Source organism: Halorussus limi (assembly GCF_023238205.1).
GTDB classification, from domain to species: Archaea; Halobacteriota; Halobacteria; order Halobacteriales; family Haladaptataceae; genus Halorussus; species Halorussus limi.
The window spans coordinates 62,259-80,504 of sequence record NZ_CP096661.1 but is presented as its reverse complement, the minus strand read 5'-3'; the positions used below and the strand labels follow the sequence as shown (position 1 = coordinate 80,504).

At 69.0% G+C, this 18,246-nt stretch carries 15 protein-coding genes; 10 read left to right on the top strand and 5 right to left on the bottom strand.

What is annotated here, in order from left to right; all coding sequences use genetic code 11:
- Window positions 1-63 precede the first annotated feature (63 nt).
- A complete protein-coding gene (locus M0R89_RS20575) occupies window positions 64-1,443 on the bottom strand; it encodes a hypothetical protein (protein WP_248652899.1) in 1,380 nt (459 codons plus the stop codon).
- On the bottom strand, window positions 1,440-2,144 hold the full coding sequence (locus M0R89_RS20570; protein WP_248652898.1) for a hypothetical protein: 705 nt from the start codon (window positions 2,142-2,144) through the stop codon (window positions 1,440-1,442). Before M0R89_RS20570 ends, M0R89_RS20575 begins: the two co-directional genes overlap by 4 nt.
- A 186-nt stretch (window positions 2,145-2,330) precedes the next feature.
- Here M0R89_RS20570 and M0R89_RS20565 point away from each other — a divergent pair, with 186 nt between their 5' ends.
- A complete protein-coding gene (locus tag M0R89_RS20565) occupies window positions 2,331-3,383 on the top strand; it encodes a pentapeptide repeat-containing protein (protein WP_248652897.1) in 1,053 nt (350 codons plus the stop codon).
- A gap of 54 nt (window positions 3,384-3,437) precedes the next feature.
- Here the strand turns inward: M0R89_RS20565 and M0R89_RS20560 are convergent, their stop codons facing one another.
- Window positions 3,438-3,770: a hypothetical protein gene (locus tag M0R89_RS20560; RefSeq protein WP_248652896.1), complete on the bottom strand. Its 333-nt coding sequence runs from the start codon at window positions 3,768-3,770 to the stop codon at window positions 3,438-3,440.
- Between the two features lie 193 nt (window positions 3,771-3,963).
- Here M0R89_RS20560 and M0R89_RS20555 point away from each other — a divergent pair, with 193 nt between their 5' ends.
- Window positions 3,964-4,857: a DsbA family protein gene (locus tag M0R89_RS20555; protein WP_248652895.1), complete on the top strand. Its 894-nt coding sequence runs from the start codon at window positions 3,964-3,966 to the stop codon at window positions 4,855-4,857.
- Between the two features lie 16 nt (window positions 4,858-4,873).
- Here the strand turns inward: M0R89_RS20555 and M0R89_RS20550 are convergent, their stop codons facing one another.
- The gene (locus M0R89_RS20550) at window positions 4,874-6,202 is read right to left on the bottom strand and encodes a helix-turn-helix transcriptional regulator (RefSeq protein WP_248652894.1); all 1,329 of its coding nucleotides are present in this window, start codon (window positions 6,200-6,202) and stop codon (window positions 4,874-4,876) included.
- 246 nt (window positions 6,203-6,448) lie between these two features.
- Between M0R89_RS20550 and wecB the strand changes: the two genes are divergently transcribed.
- From wecB to M0R89_RS20510, 8 genes are all read left to right on the top strand, one after another.
- Complete coding sequence (wecB, locus tag M0R89_RS20545) at window positions 6,449-7,576, top strand: non-hydrolyzing UDP-N-acetylglucosamine 2-epimerase (protein WP_248652893.1); 1,128 nt, start codon at window positions 6,449-6,451, stop codon at window positions 7,574-7,576.
- Window positions 7,573-8,859: a nucleotide sugar dehydrogenase gene (locus M0R89_RS20540; protein ID WP_248652892.1), complete on the top strand. Its 1,287-nt coding sequence runs from the start codon at window positions 7,573-7,575 to the stop codon at window positions 8,857-8,859. The genes wecB and M0R89_RS20540 overlap by 4 nt, the downstream gene beginning before the upstream one ends.
- Window positions 8,856-9,905 carry a DUF354 domain-containing protein gene (locus tag M0R89_RS20535; protein ID WP_248652891.1) on the top strand — a complete coding sequence of 350 codons (1,050 nt, stop codon included), beginning with the start codon at window positions 8,856-8,858 and terminating at the stop codon, window positions 9,903-9,905. The genes M0R89_RS20540 and M0R89_RS20535 overlap by 4 nt, the downstream gene beginning before the upstream one ends.
- Before the next feature lie 236 nt (window positions 9,906-10,141).
- Window positions 10,142-11,488 carry a nucleotide sugar dehydrogenase gene (locus M0R89_RS20530; RefSeq protein ID WP_248652890.1) on the top strand — a complete coding sequence of 449 codons (1,347 nt, stop codon included), beginning with the start codon at window positions 10,142-10,144 and terminating at the stop codon, window positions 11,486-11,488.
- 1 nt (window position 11,489) lies between these two features.
- Window positions 11,490-12,578 (top strand): glycosyltransferase family 2 protein, encoded by a 1,089-nt coding sequence (locus tag M0R89_RS20525; RefSeq protein ID WP_248652889.1) that lies wholly within the window; start codon window positions 11,490-11,492, stop codon window positions 12,576-12,578.
- Window positions 12,575-13,552 (top strand): glycosyltransferase, encoded by a 978-nt coding sequence (locus M0R89_RS20520; protein ID WP_248652888.1) that lies wholly within the window; start codon window positions 12,575-12,577, stop codon window positions 13,550-13,552. The genes M0R89_RS20525 and M0R89_RS20520 overlap by 4 nt, the downstream gene beginning before the upstream one ends.
- Window positions 13,552-15,531, top strand: coding sequence for a hypothetical protein (locus M0R89_RS20515; RefSeq protein WP_248652887.1), 1,980 nt, complete (start codon window positions 13,552-13,554; stop codon window positions 15,529-15,531). Before M0R89_RS20520 ends, M0R89_RS20515 begins: the two co-directional genes overlap by 1 nt.
- A 247-nt stretch (window positions 15,532-15,778) precedes the next feature.
- Window positions 15,779-16,945, top strand: coding sequence for a rhodanese-like domain-containing protein (locus M0R89_RS20510; RefSeq protein ID WP_248652886.1), 1,167 nt, complete (start codon window positions 15,779-15,781; stop codon window positions 16,943-16,945).
- A 256-nt stretch (window positions 16,946-17,201) separates the two neighbouring features.
- Here the strand turns inward: M0R89_RS20510 and M0R89_RS20505 are convergent, their stop codons facing one another.
- Window positions 17,202-18,161 carry a glycosyltransferase family 2 protein gene (locus M0R89_RS20505; protein ID WP_248652885.1) on the bottom strand — a complete coding sequence of 320 codons (960 nt, stop codon included), beginning with the start codon at window positions 18,159-18,161 and terminating at the stop codon, window positions 17,202-17,204.
- Window positions 18,162-18,246: the final 85 nt, after the last annotated feature.

Genomic DNA, 18,246 nt, shown 5'->3' with positions numbered 1-18,246 from the left:
GTTTCCGCTCCGCAGGGGGTAAACGTCCGTCCGCAGGGTTCTGGGCCGGGGACCGCCGACCCGTCAGAACGCCCGTCGAATCTCGTCGGCGACGTCCGCGCTCGTCTTCGGCGTCGCCCGCGCCATCGCGCCGGCGAGGACGTACCGGCCGAGTTCCCGGTCGAGCCACTTGGCGGAGACGTCGCTGTCCTCGTCGTAGCCCTTCAATTGGTCGTCGGCGTACTCGAAGACGCCGACGATTTGCGAGAGGACGTGCCGGCCGAGTCGCGGATTCGTGCCCGATTCGAGAGCGTCCTCGAACGCTCTAATCGCCGACTCGCGAATCTTGCGCACGTCGTCGGCGCTCTCGACGGTGACGTGGTCGCCGCTTTGGACGCGCTCTCGGAGTAACTCGAACGCGCGAACTCTGACCAGCGTCTCGTGGGCCGAGACGACGACCTGCGCGCGTCGGCCGGTCGCGCGTTCGTCTTCGAGTCCGTCGGCGTAGTCCAGACCTCGATACAGTTCGGTCATCGCGGACCCGACCGGAGTGCGCTTTATATTGCGGTCCACGAACGACGACGGCTTTCGGGGGTTGCCGTCGGGGAGTTTTTCTCGCCGATTTTCGAGCGTCTGAATCAACGACTCTCCGGCGGCAGTCACTTCCGAGCGAACGCGGCGCGGGTCGGCGAGCGACGATTCGTATCGGTCGTAGAGGTACTCGGCGTCGTCCAGCGCGGCGCGTGCTTCTTCGAGGGCGCCCGCGAACTCCCCCGTCCGTATCGGGTTCTCGGCCTCCCGGCCGTATCGCTCGACCGCGCCCCCGGTTCGGTGTCCGACGAACGCGACCAGTTCCTCGATTTTCGCGTGGGCCAGCACCGCTCGAATCGGCGCGTCGCCGACGTAGCGCCACCGACCGCGGAAGGCGTCGGTGGCGTCCCGAATCTCCGGGACCGTCTCTCGAAGGTCGGCGAACCCGAGTCCGGCGTCGATAGCCGCCCACGTCGCCGTGACCTCTCGGGCGCGTCCGCGAGCGGTGCGGAGTTTCGTCATCGTTTCGACGGGCGTGGGCGCGTCGGCGGCGTCTTCGAGCGCGGTGGTCGCCTCGTCGCGCATCTGGGAGACCTTGTCTCGAATCGCACCGTTGGGAATCTCTCGGGCGTCGAACGGCGCGGGAACCGAGTCGAGGCGGTCCCGGACCGCCGCGGCCGTCTCGTCCAGTCGCGACTGCTCGACCGGAATCGGCACCGTCTCGGGCACCGTCGGCGGGTCCGCCGAAACCGCTTCCCCGATCGCTTCGCCGCTGAGCGTCGGTGGTTCGTCCCCGAAGACACCGCCGATGCCACCGAATCCGTTACAACCAGCGAGCGTCGCGGTTCCGGCGAGTGCGAGGAATCCGCGACGCGTCGCGCCGCCGCCCCGTACCGCGCCACTGCGGGCCGCGTCGGGTCGGCCGTCCGTCATCGGTCGCCCTCCGTCGCGGTTTCGGTACCGTTCGTCGGCGGTTTCGGGCCGAAGTCGGGCGCGTCGGTCGTCGTCTGGTCGGGCGGTCGGTGTCGCCGACCGCATCCGTTGCTGCTCCACCCCGACCCGCCACCGGTCATCGCCTCCGGGTCGAGTACCTCGGGGATGCGAATCAGCCACGAAACGCCGTCTCTCGCCTCGACCTCGCAGGAGACGTCGGACGAGCGGAGGTAACTCCCGTACTGAGTGTGGATGTCCGTCCGCGACCACGTGACCGAACAGAGTTCGAGGGAGTAACACTCCCTGACCGGGTAGAACTCGACGTAGAGGGTCTCGCTGTCGAAGTCGGTGTCGGCGACGAACTGGCGGGCCTCGGCCGCGCCGTCCGTGTCGGCGAACCACATCCGCCGTGCGGCCTCGGTGGAGGTGACGAAACCGCGCTGTCGAGCGTCTTCCGGGGGACCGTCGGTGGGCGAGGACGACGCCGTCGTGCCTCGTCGGCGCTCGTCCGAGACCCTGACCGCCGGTTTCTCGTCGGGGCGTCGCAGACTGTAGTGGTCCGGAACCGCTCCGGTGTCGCTGCTCGGAGACTGACTCGCGGTCTCCGTGGACGTACCGTCTCTCGAATCGCTGCATCCGGCGAGGCCGACGAGGGCGCCGACCGCGCCGTGGAGGAGTCGCCTGCGCGTAAGGGGGACCATACCCGCCACTTCCGAACGAGGGGCAGTTAATTCATCGCATTCGTCTCGCGACTCGATGCCCTCGGCTTCGGGTTCGCCGTGTAGACGCTCGGAGTTCTCGAAAGCGGTCGAATCCGGCGAGCGAGCCTGCGACTAAGTAACTCGGTTCCGCTAGTGAGTTTTAAAAATGGCCGGCCAATACACGGTATGGGAACGACAGCGTCAGACCGGTGTGGATACCGACTCGAAGTCGGACTCGACAACGACGACATTCCGACCCGACCGTGCGACCGGCCGGTGTGGGAGGACCACGACCGGTGCGTCTGGCACGCGCCGGTCGAGGGAAAAACCAAAGAGCAACTCGAAGACGCCGACCCGGAGTCCAGAGACGCCATTCACGGCGCGTATCTCCGAGAGGCCTCTCTCGCAAACGTCGATTGGTTCGTCGGGTCCTCCCTCATCGGAGCCAACCTCAAGGGCGCCGATTTGAAGGGGGCGGACTTCACCGAGACCGACTTGACACTGGCGACGCTGACGGACGCCAGCGCTCTCGGTGCCGATTTCACCGACGCGAACCTCGAAGGGGCGATTCTGACGAACGCCGACGTCCGGCGGGCGACGCTCGAAGGCGCCCGACTCCACGAGACGATACTCACCGACATGCACATCGGAGGCGGGACCGAGATGGGTGGAACGTCCGTCTACGACCGAGAAAACGCGCCGCCGAACCTGGTCGACGAGCAACCGCTCGACGCGGCGGCGTGGGTGTATCGGCAGTTTCAAACCCTGTACGAGGAGAACGGACTCCCGGAGTTAGCCCGCCGGAGTTACTATCAGGAGCGCGACGCTCGCCGCCGCCTCGCGTGGGGACAGTCGAGATACACCGAGGCAATAAAGTGGGAACTGTCCCGTTGGACGATGCAGTACGGCAGCAGTCCCTACCGAGTGCTCCTCACGTCGCTCGTCGTGGTCGTCGTGGCCGCGCTCCTCTACCCGCTGACCGGCGGGATTCAGGAGATTCAGGCCGGGCAACCGGTGACGTACTCGATAGAGAATCCGGACGAAGCGCCGTGGTGGTGGATCGGACAGGTTCTGTTCAAGAGCCTCTACTTCAGCGTCGTCACGTTCGCCACGCTCGGACTGGGCGACATCCAACCGATAGGGTCGTTCGCGCGGTTCTTGGCAGGTCTGGAGTCGATTCTCGGGTCGCTGCTGGCCGCACTGCTGGTGTTCGTACTCGCCCGCATCGTGACGTGGTGAACTCGGAGACTGACCGCTCTCCGGGAGTGCGACCGGCCGCATCGCGCCGCGGCGCTACCTCGCGGCCGAGGAGTCCGTCCAGTCGGGGGTCGCAGTCACCGCGATAGCGAACGCGAGCACGCCGACGACGGGAAAGATGTATATCCAGAGGACCGCCTGCCAGAGCCCCAACAGCAGGAGGCCACAGGCGCCGCCGGCGGCGACCGTCTCTCGCCGGTAGACGACCCCGGCGGCACCCGCGACGGCGAGTCCCCCGAGAACCGCGAAGAACGCCAGTCGCGTCTGCGTGTACCCCGGCCGTCCGAGATACTGTCCCAACACGCCGAGAAACGCGGCGACGACCAGAACCGTCGTGGCCTGTACGACGGAGACCCTCGTGACTCTCATCCCGAGCGAGTACACTTCCTGTCGCTCGTTAAATGTTTCCGCTGACTCTCGCGGTCACTCTGCTTCGGTCGGCGGGACGGCGTCCGGCGAACCCCGGACTCGTCCGGTTCTTCCGGCCTCGAACCTCGACTATGCCGTCGCGCGGACGCTTATCCGACGGATAGTAATGGTCGCTCGAGCCGACGTCGGAGTCGTGTCTAACCGCCGCAAACTACTCGGCGCGGCCGGTTCGGCGTTTCTCGCCTCGCTCGCTGGCTGTGCGAGCGTCATCGGAGAGACCGCCGACGGCCCGGAGACGACGACCGACGCATCGCCCGCTAGCGACACGACGACCGCCGGGTCCGCGGCCAGCGCCGGAACGGAGACGACCGCCGACGGGGACGCCACTCGGCAGAACGTCACCGACGGAAACGCCACCGGACGGAACGTCTCGGAACCGGGCGCGACCACGACCGCCGACGCGGAGTCGCTCGGACGTGTCAGCATCGACCCGCCGACGTTGACCGTCTCGGAGTCGCTCGTACCCGCGACCCCCGGCCGGTACGACTACGCGCGACTCGGCCGCGAGAGCGCCGACGCGACCGCCACGCTCTTCGGCAACTGGAAGTGCCCCTACACCGGGGAGTTCGTCCGCCAGATGCTCGGCGACGTCATCGAGGAGTTCGTCGCGCCCGGCGACGTGGCGCTCGAATTTCGGGCGCTGAGCTACCTCGGCGGCGAACCGTTCCTCGGTCCGGACGCCCCGCGGGCCGCCCGCGCCGGACTCGAAGTCTGGCGGACGGCACCCGAGCGCTACTGGCGGTACTTCGCGTCGGTGTTCGAGAACCAACCGCCGGAGCGGTACGAGTGGGCGACCGCCGACAGACTGGTCAGGTTCGCCGAGACCGCGAACGTCCGCGACACCGACGCGGTGGCGGAGGCGCTGCTGACCGGCGCACACCGCGAGAAGGTGAAAGCGACGACCGGAGAGGCCCGGCGACGCGGCGTCGCCACCGTCCCGCGCGTGGCGACCGCAGAGAAAGTGACCGCGCCGACCGTGGACTTCGCGGCGACGAAACGACAGTTGCGCCGGGCCGTCGAGCGCTGACGTCCGAGTCGGGTTTTCACCCGTCGTCGCCGTCGCCGAGCGACTGCACCGCTTCGGGTTCCTCGCCGGGCAGAACGATGACGTTCCGGCGACCGGCGTTTATCTTCACGACGAGTTCCTGAGCGTCCATGCGGGCGAGGAGGCGACTCACCTTCGACTTCGACCACGGCGTCCGGGAGACGATTTCGCTCTGGGGTAACTGTCCGTCGTTCGCTTCGAGCAGACCCAGCACGCGTTCCTCGTCGGAGAGCGGCGGCGACGGGTCGGGGTCGCGCTCGCCGCGGTCGTCGGTCCGCCCGGCGTCGCGCCGACCGGTCGATTCGGGCGGGGTCGTCTCCCGTCCGGCCGCTCCCGTTCCGCGACCGGACGCCTCGCGTCCAGTGGCGTCCCTCTCCGTCCCGGCGGTCCTTCTCGCCCCGTCGGTCTGTCCCGCCGCGTGGGGTTCGCTTCGCTCCGTCCTCCCGCGTCCAGTGGCGTCGGACCGACTCGCCAGCGCCGCCGACTCCGATTTGGCGCCGACGCGAGTCAGAAGCGACGCGACGAGTCGGGGACCGAACCGGTAGAGGAGACCGACCGCCACGCCGAGAGCGAACAGCCCCGTCACGCCGAACCCGACCGCGGTCTTGCGTTTTAGTGGGTCGGTACCGAGCGCGGTCTCGGTGCCGTCGTCGAACAGGTCTCGGTCGGTGTCGGCGGCCGCGGGGTCGGTGCCCTGCTCTCGTTCGTCGCGGTTCGACAGACCGTCGCCGTCGAAGTCCGCGGTGGGCACGAGGACTCGGAGTCTGGCGAGTCGGGACACCACGACCGTCTCGTTCCCGCCGACCCGGGTCACGGAGACGCTGACGTTTCGGACGCCGGGCGCGAGTGAAACGACGGCCGACTCGTCGGTCGAGTCGCCGGCCGATGCCGCGGCGTCGGACGCCGACCCGGAGGTCGATTTCGCGACCGACCCCGGCACCCGGAGTTCGACCGCGGTACCGGCCGGGCGGAGCGTCGCCGTCGTGCAGTTCAGTTCGGCGGTCGCTGTCAGGGCGCAGACGCGGTACTCGGCCGGGGCCGGGAGGTCGCCGACCGTGGCGGTCAGCGAGTAGGGCCGCGACCGCCAGAGCAGGACGGTCCCGTCGTGGCGGGCCGCGACGGCTGCTCCGGAGACTGACACGTCGCCGACCGCGAGGTCCGGCGGCGTTCCGGCGGTCGCGGGGACACTTCCCCCAGCAGCCGCCGGAGAGAGTGTCACGGCGGCGACAAGCGCAGCGACGACCAGCGCGAGGACGGCCGCGCGCCCGAGCGGTCCGGCGGGGCCGCGACCCGGCGTCGGCCCGAAACGATGCGTGTCCCCACTCATTTCTCCGACCGTTGGGCCTCCTCGGACAATACTATAGAGCGACTAAGCCGCGGCGTCGGGGGTCGGACGAGCGAGGGCGGACGGCGACCGGCGAGGCGCGCGGCACCGCGTGCCGACGTTCGGCAGGTGCTAAACCGGCTCGAAATCGGCCGGTGACGGCTTATCTGGCCGATAATAAAGCCCGCCCCGCGTCACGCGAGAGACGAGCGCGTGCGGTCGCCCCGTACGCCCACGAACGACTTACGCATGAACTCGCCACAACTCGCCATCGTACTTGGAACGAGACCGGAGATAGTCAAGCTCGCGCCGATTATCCGCGAGTGCCGGGACCGCGACGTGCCCCACATCGTCGTCCACACCGGACAGCACTACTCGCCGCAACTCACGGAGGTGTTCTTCGACGAACTGGAGCTTCCGCCGCCGGACCACGCGCTCGGCGTCGGTTCGGCCACCCACGGCGAGCAGACCGGGAGCATGATTGCGGGCATCGAGGAGGTCCTGCTCGAGGCCGACCCCGAGACGGTCCTCGTGCAGGGCGACACCAACACCACGCTCGCGGCGACCATCGCGGCGAGCAAACTGGACGCCGAACTCGGCCACGTCGAGGCCGGACTCCGGAGCGACGACCGGGGGATGCCCGAGGAGGTAAACCGCATCATCTGCGACCACACCGCCGACAGACTGTTCGCGCCGACGCCCGCCGCGGCCGAGAACCTGCGGGCCGAGGGCGTCCCGAGCGACCGCATCTCGGTCACGGGAAACACGGTCGTCGACGCGCTCCAGCGCCACCGGGGTCTCGCGGCCGACCGGACCGCCGTCCTCGACGACCTCGGCGTCGAACCGGGCGAGTACGGACTCCTCACGCTCCACCGGGCCGAGAACGTGGACGACCCCGACCGGTTCGCCGACCTGCTGACCGGCGTCGGCCGGGTCGCCCGCGAGTACGAGATGGACGTCGTCTATCCGGCCCACCCGCGCGCACGGAAGAAGTTGGAGGACCTGCGGGTGCCCAACGCCGTCGAGGTGGTCGAACCACTCGACTATCTGGAGTTCCTGCGCCTCGAGAGCGATGCCTCGGTGATTCTGACCGACTCGGGCGGGGTCCAAGAGGAAGCCTGCGTGCTGGGCGTCCCCTGCGTCACCCTCCGAGAGAACACCGAGCGTCCCGAGACGATAGCGGCCGGGGCCAACCGCCTCGGCGGCGTGACCCCGACCGGCATCTTCGAGACCGCCCGCGAGATGGTCGGCACCGACGCCGAGTGGGAGAACCCGTTCGGCGACGGCGACGCCGCGGCGCGGATTCTCGACGCGGCCGCCGCGACCGACGCCGACGGGGCGGACGACTCGGCCGCCGCGACGGAGGCGGTCCAATGACTTCCGTCTGCGTCCACGGACTGGGCTACATCGGTCTGCCGACCGCCGCCGTGCTTGCCGACGCCGGATACGAAGTCGTCGGCTACGACGTGGACGAGGCGGTCCGCGAGATAGTCCGGGGCGGCGACTCCCACGTCGAGGAACCCGAACTCGCCGACCTCGTGGCCGAGGTCCGGGAGTCGGGCGCGCTGACGGTCGCCAGCGAGGTCCCGGTCGCCGACTACCACCTCGTCTGCGTGCCGACGCCCTTCGACGCCGAGACTCGCGAGGCCGACCTCCGGTACGTCCGGGCCGCGGCCGAGGGCGTCGGCGAGGTGCTACGGGCGGGCGACGCCGTCGTCCTCGAATCGACGGTGCCGCCGGGGACGACGACCGGCGAGTTCTGCGAGACGCTGGCGGCAACCTCGGGACTCGACTCGGGGGCGGACTTCTCGCTGGCCCACTGCCCCGAGACCGTGCTTCCGGGCGACATGCTCGCGGAACTCCGGGCGAACGACCGGTTGGTCGGCGGCGTGGACGACGCCTCGGCCGAGGCGGCCCGGGCGCTCTACGACCCCGTGGTCGAGGGCGAGATTTCGGTCGTGCCCGACCCCACGACCGCGGAGTTCGCGAAACTGATTCAGAACACCTACCGCGACGTGAACGTCGCGCTCGCCAACGAGGTGGCGAAACTCGCCGACGACTACGGCGTCAGTTCGCGGGCGGTCATCGAGGCCGCCAACGACCACCCCCGCGTGGACCTCCTGCGTCCGGGACCGGGCGTCGGCGGCCACTGCCTCCCCGTGGACCCGTGGTTCCTCGGGCGCGACTCCGACAGTCTGGACCTCGCGGCGCGCGCCCGGGAGATAAACGACGGGATGCCGAGTTACGTCGCCGACCGCGTGGCCCGGCACCTCGGGTCGCTCGACGGCCGAAAGGTCGCGGTCCTCGGCGTCGCGTACAAGGGGAACGTCGACGACACCCGCGGGAGTCCGGGCCTCGCGCTCGCCGACGAACTCCGGTCGCGGGGCGCGGACGTGACGGTCCAAGACCCCCACGTGACGGGGACGGTCGACGACGGCGTCGCGGCCGACGGGGGCGACCCGGCGCTCGAACTCGAATCGCTCGTCGGCGCGACCCGAGGCGCGGACGCGCTGGTCGCGACCGCGGCCCACGAGGAGTACGGCGCGCTGGCCCCCGGCATCGTGACCGACAGGATGGCCGACGAGGTAGTCGTGGACGCCTGCGACGCGCTCGACCGCGAGCGGTGGCGAGGCGTCGGCGCGACGGTCGAGACGCTATGACCCGGGACCACACCGCGTGGGTGGACCTCGTGAGTCCCTCCCACCCGTTCCTGTTCGACGGCCTGCTGTCGTCGTTCCCCGACCTCGACGTGACGACGACCGTGCGCGAAAAGACTGAAACCGTCGATTTAGCCGCCGAAGCCGGCTTCGACTTCGAGGTCCGCGGTCGGGACTTCGACGACCCTCACCTCCGGAAGGCGGGGATTCCGCTCCGGACCGCGCAACTCGCGGCCCGGCCTCCGGACGCGGACGTGTCGCTGTCCTCGCGCAACGCGATGTGCGTCCTCGCGTCGAAGGCCCGCGGGATTCCCTCCGTCCACTTCACCGACAACGACATCACCGCCTACGTGGACGGTCTCTGGGCCGAGGAACTGTACAACTGGCTCGAAGCCCGCGCGACCTACACCGTGGTCCCCGAGGCGTTCGAGACCGCGGAACTCGAGAAGCACGGGACCGACGCGATGTCGATTTTTACCTACCCCGGCTACAAGGAGGACATCTACGTCGCCGACTTCGAACCCGACGAGTCGTTCGCCGACCGACTCCCCGTCGGGGAGTACGTCGTCGTCCGGCCCGAGGCGCTCGACGCGGCCTACGTGGACGAAGCCGAGTCGCTCGTCCCCGCGGTTCTGGAGGGCGTCGTCGACGCCGGGTACGACGTCGTCTACCTGCCCCGCGGCCGGGGCGACCGGGGGTACGCCGGCGGGGTCGACCCCGACCGGATTCACGTCCCCGACGCCGCGTACGACGGACTCCAGTTGGCCGCTCACGCCGAGTGCGTGCTGACCGGTTCGGGGACGATGGCGCGCGAGGCCGCCTGCATGGGCAAGCCCGCGGTGTCGTTCTTCCCGAACGAACTGCTGTCGGTGGACCGCCAACTGGTCGAGGAGGGCCGACTCTTCCACTCGCGGGACCCCGAGGCCATCGCGGACTACGTCGCGGGCCTCGACGCCGACGACGCGCGACTCGACAGGTCGCGCTCCCGGCGGGTCCGCGACGAGGTGGTCGCGCTCACGGACCGGCTAATCGACCGGGCCACCAGATGAGGGTCTCGCCGGAGACGACCACGCCGAGACCGTTTCCGGCGGGGACGACTCCGCGGTGGACGATTGTATCGAGAACGGTTCCCACGAAAGACGATTTCATCGAGAACGATTCCAGTCGAGACGATTCCGGCGGCGGCGATTCCGCCGAGTTCGGCCGCGTTCCGCGGCTTATCCCGTCTATAATAAAACCGGTTCGCGGCCTGTCCAACGACGAGAAGCGATTCACTCCCGACACCATGAGTTCGTACAACGAGAACACCGACCGAACTTCGGTGATGGACCGAGAGGAAGCGACGCCGAAGTCAGTCCCCGTCTGTCTCGTGGGACTGGGCTACGTCGGCCTGCCGCTGGCCGTCGAGTTCGACCACGCGGGACAGCGGGTACTCGGATACGACATCGACGAAGAGCGCATCGAACGCCTGCGGCGCGGCGAGGACGTGACCGAGGAGGTGGGCGACGCCGCCATCGCCGAGAGCGACGTGCAGTTCACGGCCGACCCCGCCGCCATCGCCGACGCCGAGTACGTCTGCATCACGGTACCGACGCCGGTGGACGAGTTCCAGAACCCCGACTTCCGGTACGTCGAGCAGGCGGGCCACACCGTCGGCGAGCACCTGACGCCCGACACCACCGTCGTCCTCGAATCGACGGTGTATCCGGGCGCGACCCGCGACGTGCTGGTTCCGGCGCTCGAAGCGGCCTCGGGACTCGCGGCCGACGAGGAGTTCCACGTCGCGTACTCGCCCGAGCGGACCTCGCCCGGCGACGACGACCACGGCATCCGCGAGGTGGTCAAGGTCGTCGGCGCGGACGACCCCGACGTCCGCGAGGACGTGGCCGCGCTCTACGAGTCGGTCGTCGGCGCGGGCGTCCACCGGGTGAGTTCCATCGAGGCCGCGGAGGCCGCCAAGTGCATCGAGAACGTCCAGCGCGACATCAACATCGCGCTGGTAAACGAACTCTCGATAGTGTTCCACCAGATGGGACTCGACACCCAAGAGGTGCTGGACGCCGCCCGGACGAAGTGGAACTTCCACGACTACTCGCCCGGACTGGTCGGGGGCCACTGCATCCCCGTCGACCCCTTCTACTTCGCTTACGGGTCGGAGATGCAGGGGTACACGCCGAAACTGACCCTGAAGGGCCGGGAGATAAACGAGTACATGCCCAAGCACGTCGGCGAAGTCACGCTGAAGGCGCTCAACGACGCCGGGAAGGTCCTCCGCGAGAGCGAGGTGCTGGTACTGGGACTGGCCTACAAGCCGAACGTCGCCGATATCCGGACCTCGGAGGTGCAGGGCGTCATCGACGTCCTCCGGGAGTACGACGTGGACGTGGCCGGCTACGACCCCCACGCCGACGACGACGCGATGCGCGACCACTTCGACATCGAGGTCCGCGAGTCGCCGTCGTTCGAGGACGCCGACTGCGTGCTGGTCGCGACCGCCCACGACACCTTCGAGCGGTTGGACCTCGCGGCCGCGGCCGACGCCGCGGCCGACGACCCGGTGTTGATGGACGTGAACGGAACGTTCGACGCCGAGACCGCCGAGGACGGCGGTTTCGTCTACCGGAGGCTGTGAGATGTACCGGGACACGCGGGTCGGCGTGGTCGTCCCGGCGTACAACGAGTCGGCGCTCGTCGGCACCGTCGTGGAGACGATGCCCGAGTTCGTCGACCGAATCTACGTCGTGGACGACCGCTCGACCGACGACACGTGGGAACACGTCCGGCGGGCCGCCGAGCAGGCCAACCGGCGGGCCGCCGAAAACGGCCGCGGAAGTCGAGGCGGGCGCGGAGAACGAACCGACGGCGACCGCGGTCGCTCGCGCTCTCGCGGGAGCGCGGTCGCCGCGGACTCCGCGACCGCCGACGGCGGCGTCGCGGTCGGCGACCGCGTCGTGCCGATTCGCCACGAGGAGAACCTCGGCGTCGGCGGCGCGATAACCACCGGCTACCGCCGGGCGCTGGCCGACGGCGTGGACGTGGTCGCCGTGATGAACGGCGACGCTCAGATGGACCCCGACGAACTCCCGCGACTCCTCGACCCCGTCGTCGAGGGGCGGGCCGACTACGCGAAGGGCAACCGACTGCTCCAGCGGGAGTTCCGCGACGGCATGACGGGGTGGCGGCTGTTCGGAAACTGGCTGCTGACGTTCCTCACGAAACTGGCCAGCGGCTACTGGAAGACGATGGACCCCCAGAACGGCTACACCGCCATCTCGCGCGAGGCGCTCGAAACCATCGGGACCGGCGACTTCTACACCGACTACGGGTTCTGCAACGACGTGCTGGTGAAACTCAACGCCTACGGATTCACGGTCGCCGACGTGCCGATGCCCGCTGTGTACGGCGACGAGACCAGCAGTATCCGGTACTCGTCGTTCGTCCCGAAGCTGTCGGCGCTCCTGCTCAAGGGGTTCGTCTGGCGACTCCACACCAAGTATCTGGTCCGGGACTTCCACCCGCTCGCGCTCTGTTACCTGTTCGGGGTCGCCTCCCTCGCGGTGGGCACCCTCGCTGGCGTGGGCGCGACGGTCGGCGGCCTCGCGGGGTTCGAGTCGGCCGACGTGACGACGGCCGTCTTGGTCCCCGTCGGCTGTCTGGCTCTGTTGGCCGCGATGACGCTCGACATGCAGGCCAACCGCGACCGGGAGGTGCGCGCCGAGTGAGAGTCCTCCAACTCGTCACCGAGCGCCGCCCGTTCTTCGACGCGCAGGTGGCCGCGCTCGACGCCGCGGGCGTCGAGTCCACCGTCCGCGAGGTGCCGGGGAGCCACTCCCCCGACGAACCCCGGACCGCGGCGGAGTACGCCCGGTTCCTCCCCGAGGTCCTGCGAGCGCTGGACGACCACGACGTTGTCCACGCGAACTACGGCCTGACCGCGCCGTTCGCGCTTGCGCTCGCCCGGCGGCCGGTCGTCCTCACGCTCTGGGGCACCGACCTGATGGGCGAGCGGGAGTGGATTCGGCAGTTGAGTCGGGTCTCGGCCGGACTCGCCGACGCGACCGTCCTGCCGAGTCGCCGCATGGCCGAGACGCTCGGGCGACCGTACACCCATATCCCGTTCGGCATCGACACCGACCTGTTCCGTCCGATTCCGCGGGAGTCGGCCCGCGAGCGAGTCGGATGGGACGACGACCGGAACGTCGTCCTCTTTCCGTACGCGCCGGAGCGCCCCGAGAAGGACTTCCCGCGGGCCGAGCGCGTGGTCGAGGCGGCCGACGCCGAGGCCGACCTCCGGACCGTCACCGGGGTCCCCCACGACGAGATGCCCCACTACCTGAACGCCAGCGACGCCCTGCTGGTCACCTCGCGGCGCGAGAGCGGCCCGATGGTCGCCAAGGAGGCCGCGGCCTGCGGCCTGCCGGTCGTCTCGACCGACGTGGGATTCGTCGGCGACGTGCCCGGTGCCGCGGTCCGCGAGACGACCGACGGACTCGCCGAGGAACTCGACCGGGTTCTGGCGGACGCCGGCGGCGATTCGCCGGCGTGCGTCGCCGAAGGTCCGCGACTTCCCCGAGAGTGGCAACTTGAGACGACCGGCCGGCGACTCCGGGCGGTCTACGAGCGCGTTCTCTGCGAGCGGAATGGGACCGCGACGGTCGGGGAGACCCCGACGACCGAGGGCGGAGGTGCCACCTGATGTCCACCCGACTGGGCAGGGCGTTCAGCGACCTGCGCATCGACACCACGATGGCCGGACTCGGCGTCCTCGTCGCGTCCCTGCTGTTCCCGCTCCGGTTTTTCGCCTCCCAGATTTACATCGAGACGATTCCGGTCGTCCTCGGGGTGGCGTGCCTGCTCTACCTCGCGGGCGTCCGCACCGAGACCCGCGACGACCACGCTCTGCCGCGACTTCCGGCGCGCGTATCGGCGTTCCTGCCGAGCGTCGTCTTCCTCGGGGCGGCCGCGCTGGTCGTCGTCGCGGTCCGGGCGGGCGAGCGGTCGCTCCTGTTCTACGACATCGCGGGCGTCCTCGGGACGCTGGTCGTCGGACAGGCGCTGTTCGTCGGCGACGAGGAGTTCGACCGCAACTGGCTACTCGCACAGGTGGTGGTTCTGGCGGCCGCGATTCGGCTCCCGGCGCTGTACGTGAATCCGGGGTTCATCGGCATCGACCTCTGGACGCACGTTCCCCGGTTGGCCGACGCCATCCTGACCGAGGGGACGCTGGACGCGATAGACGACAACAAGCACTACGCCGCGCCGTTCTACCACCTCTACGTCGTGGCGAGTTCGCTGCTGTACGGCAGTTCGCTCCGAATCGCGCTCCACCTCTCGCTCGGTCTCGTCGTGCCGCTGGCGTCGCTGTTCGTCTACGCTACCGCGAACCTGTTCACGGGCGAGCGGTGGGCCGTCCTCGCGGCCGCGCTGTACGCCGTCGCCGACTACCCGATAGAGTGGGGCATCCACGTCATCCCGACGAGTCAGGGGCTGTTCATGTTCCTCGGGGTCGCCTACATGGTGGTGCGCCTGATGCGAATCGAGAACCGACTCCGGGACTTCCTGCTCCTGTCGGTCGTCTCGGTGGCGATCATCCTCACCCATCAGGTCTCGACGTTTATCATGCTCGTCCTGCTGGGTTCGACGCTCGCGGCGCGCCTCCTCGTGGAGTACGGGCCGTTCGCGGGGTCGGCGAGCGTCTTCAACCCCTTCGACGGCGAGAAGACCGTCCGCATCCTCGGCCTGCTCGTCTTCGACGCGGGGTTCACCCTGTTCATGTGGTCGTTCACGCCCTACGCGGGGGCCGACCAGCCCTTCCTCTCGCTGGTCCTGAGTTACCTGATGGAGACGCTCGCGTCGAGCGCCGGGTTCCTGAATCTGGTCGGCGGCGCGAGCAGGTCGTCCGGCGGCGGGGCGGCCAGCGCCGCGCCCACGCTGGTCGAACAGGTCGCGCTCTACGTGGACACGACGGGCTTTCTGCTGTTCATGCTCCTGACCTTCGTCGGGTGCCTCTACGTCGTCCACCGCAAGCGGGCCTCGCAGGCGACGTTCACCCTGCTCGTCTCGACCGCGGTCATGCTGGTGTTCGTCCTCGGCCTGCCGATGTTCGGCATCGACAACTTCGTTCCCCAGCGCTGGATAGCCTTCATGTACGCGCCGATGGCGGTACTCGGCGTCGTCGGCTTACGCTACCTCTCGCGGTCGCTCGACTCGCGCCTGTTCGTCGCGCTCGCGGTCGTCCTCGCGCTCGCGTTCCCGAGCGTAATGGTGATGTCGAGCAACGGGACGGTGGACGACCCGGTGTTCCCCGGCGAGCGCGAGCGACTCAGCTACACCGAACAGGAACTCGCCGCGGTGGACACCATCGGCGCGATGACGGGGTCGCCCGACCGCGACGAGTTGACCGGACGCCAGATTCTCCACACCGACCACCCCTACCAGACCGTGTTCACCAGAACGCGGTCGTACCCGGCCGCTCCGGCCGTCGTCAACGAGAGTCGCCCCGTGACCCACGACCTCGTGGTCTACCGGGAGTACCAGCGCCGCGGCGCGTCGTTCTTCCTGACCGGCGAGAACGGGTCCGGGAAGATTCGGGACATCCCCCAGTCGCGGCTCTGCCGCCCGACGATGGGCGAGGTGTACGCGAACGGCGACGTGACGATGTGTTCGACGCCGTGACGATGTACTCGACGCCGTGACGAGTTCGGTCGGCCGACACCAGCCTCCTTTTTCGGATTCGTCGGACGATACCGTTCCCCGTAGACCTCCGCGACTCCCGGAGCGCGGGGAGCGAACGGTCGGCGAAAACCGCCGCACGCCGAGCCCACCTCGCGCCGACTCGACAGGCACTCGTCAGTTACTATCCACCTGCTACGCGGCGCATACCCGGCAGATAATAAACTGCCCTCCGCCCGGAGCGGTGGGTATGGACTCGAAATCCACGACCCGACGGCGCTACCTCCTGACGGCCGGTACGGCCGCGACCGCGTTGCTCGCCGGGTGTCAGTCCGGCGCGGACTCGGGCGATGGGACGACGACCGCCGCGGACGGGACGACCACCGCGAACGCCACGACGACCGACGGCGGAGAGACGACCACCGCGGGCGAGGAGACGACCGAGAGCGCCGAAGACTACCCGACGGACCAGACCCCGGACGACGGCTACCCGCCGGAGTTCGACGACCGGCCGTCGGCGACGGAGTTCGACGCCGATTCGTTCCCCACAGTAAGCGAGGAGGCCGAGAGCGGTTCGACGGTCGAGGTGCCGCTGGTTCCGCTCGACGTGGCGTACAACCTCTACGCCCGGCGCGAGGCGCGCATGGTCGACGCCAGAGCGAAGTACGGCTACGAGGTCTCGCACGTCCTCGGCGCGGTCCGGAGTCCGCCGCCGAAGGGCGGGAGCGACGACCCGACCGACGACTGGCCCGACTCCGACCGGGTGATAACCTACTGCCACTGCCCGACGCACCTCGCCGTCGAGCGCGCGGCCAATCTCATCGACGACGGCTTCGAGGAGGTCTACGCCCTTCAGAACGGCTTTCAGGCGTGGAAGGTGGCGGACTACCCGACCGCCGGGTCGGGCGTTCCGGCGACGGCGAAGACGTGGACGGTCGAGGGCACCACCGACAGCGGCGACGCCGGCGGCGTCGCCTACGTCTACGATAGCCGGACCGACCGCGTGGCGGGCGCGGAGATAGCCGCCGACGGCTCTTACGCCGTCGAGTTCGCGTCCGGGTCCGTCTCGGGGTCCGACACCGTCACCGTCGGCACGCCGAGTTACGAGGTCGAAGGCAAACTGTCGTCGTTCGCCGAGACGACCGTCACCGCCGACGCCGGAACGACCAACGGGACCGCCGGGAACACCACGACGGCCCCCAACGGCACGACCACGATGAACGGGACGACGGTAAATGGAACTGCGACGGAGAACGGCACGACGACCACGACCGAGTCGATGATAAATCTGGACGAGACGACCACGACGAACCGGACGACGACCACGACGAACCGGACGACGACCGCGAACGGGACCGACGACAGTTCCGACACCGACAGTCTGCTCGGTCGCCTCGTCGGCGGTCAGTTCTGGTAGTCGAGTCCGTCGAACGGTTTCTCGGTCCGGGTGGCGTTCCCCCGTTTTCCGCGATTGGACGTTTTCCGGATTTGACGCGACGGACACCTCGTCGTTCGAGTGGTTTCGTCGAAACGGGGCGTGAGCGCATTTCTACACGAATAACTCGATACCGCTGTTAGCAGTTTCTACCCACTCCTGAGAAATATTTCTACGTCCCAAAGCTCACTCTGTGTTTCCAAAATAAGGGCGAAAGTACGAAACCGACTCGGACCCGCTACCGACTCCGCCGAGCGACCAGCACCGCCATCGCGAGCGCCGCGAGCATCGCCGAGCGCCCGCGCCGACTCCCGGTCGCGGCGAACCACGCGAGCGATGGAACCTGTCGCGGGCCAGCCGAGGCGGTCCGTAGCTTCGCCAGCCCTCGCAGGAACCGGCCCTCCCGGAGGTAGTACTTGGCGAGGACGAGGTCGTGAGCGCCCCGAACGTCGTAGCCGTCGCGCTCGGCGCGCCGGACCGAGTCGGCGTGCTTGTCGAGGAACTCCTCGTCGGCCGCCGCGGCGGTGTCGGCGTCGGGCGACCCCGAGTAGTGGCGCACGACCAGCGGTTCGGGGACGTGCGCGAGGTTCCCCTCCAGCAGGACCCGGAGCAGGAAGTCGGGGTCCTGAAACCAGTCGAGGTCCTCGTCGAAGCCGTCGATTCGGCGGGCGACTTCGGTCCGGACGAGCAGCGTCGACCCGGCCCCGGTGTGAAGCGTGTCGGCCAGCGTCGGGCCGACGAGGTCCTCGCCGCCCTCGACGACCGCCTCTCCGTCGTCCGTCGCCAGAAGGTCGGCGGCGGCCTCTCGAATCAGTCCGGACGCGCCGGGTACCGTGACCTCGTAGTCGCAGTAGACCGCGACCCACTCGTCGCCGGTGCCCGAGAGTCGGTCGAGTTGGGCGTCGAGCTTTCGGGGTCGCCACTCGTCGTCCGAGTCGAGGAAGGCGACGTACTCGCCCTCGGCGGCCTCGATGCCGGTGTTCCGCGCCGGGTTCGCGCCGCGGTTGGTCTCGTGGGCGAGGTAGCGCACCCGGTCGTCGTCGTAACCGGTGACGACCGCCTCGGTGTCGTCGGTCGAACCGTCGTCCACGACGACGAGTTCGAAGTCGTCGTAGGTCTGAGCGAGGACGCTGTCGATGGCTCTGGTCAGCAGTTCCGCACGGTTGTACGTCGGGATGACGACCGAAACTGTGGGCATCTTCTCGGGACGTAGGCACCCGACGGCCATTACTACCGACCGGCTAAGTCGGGTGCAAGGCGACGGTGTCGAGGAACGAGGCGTC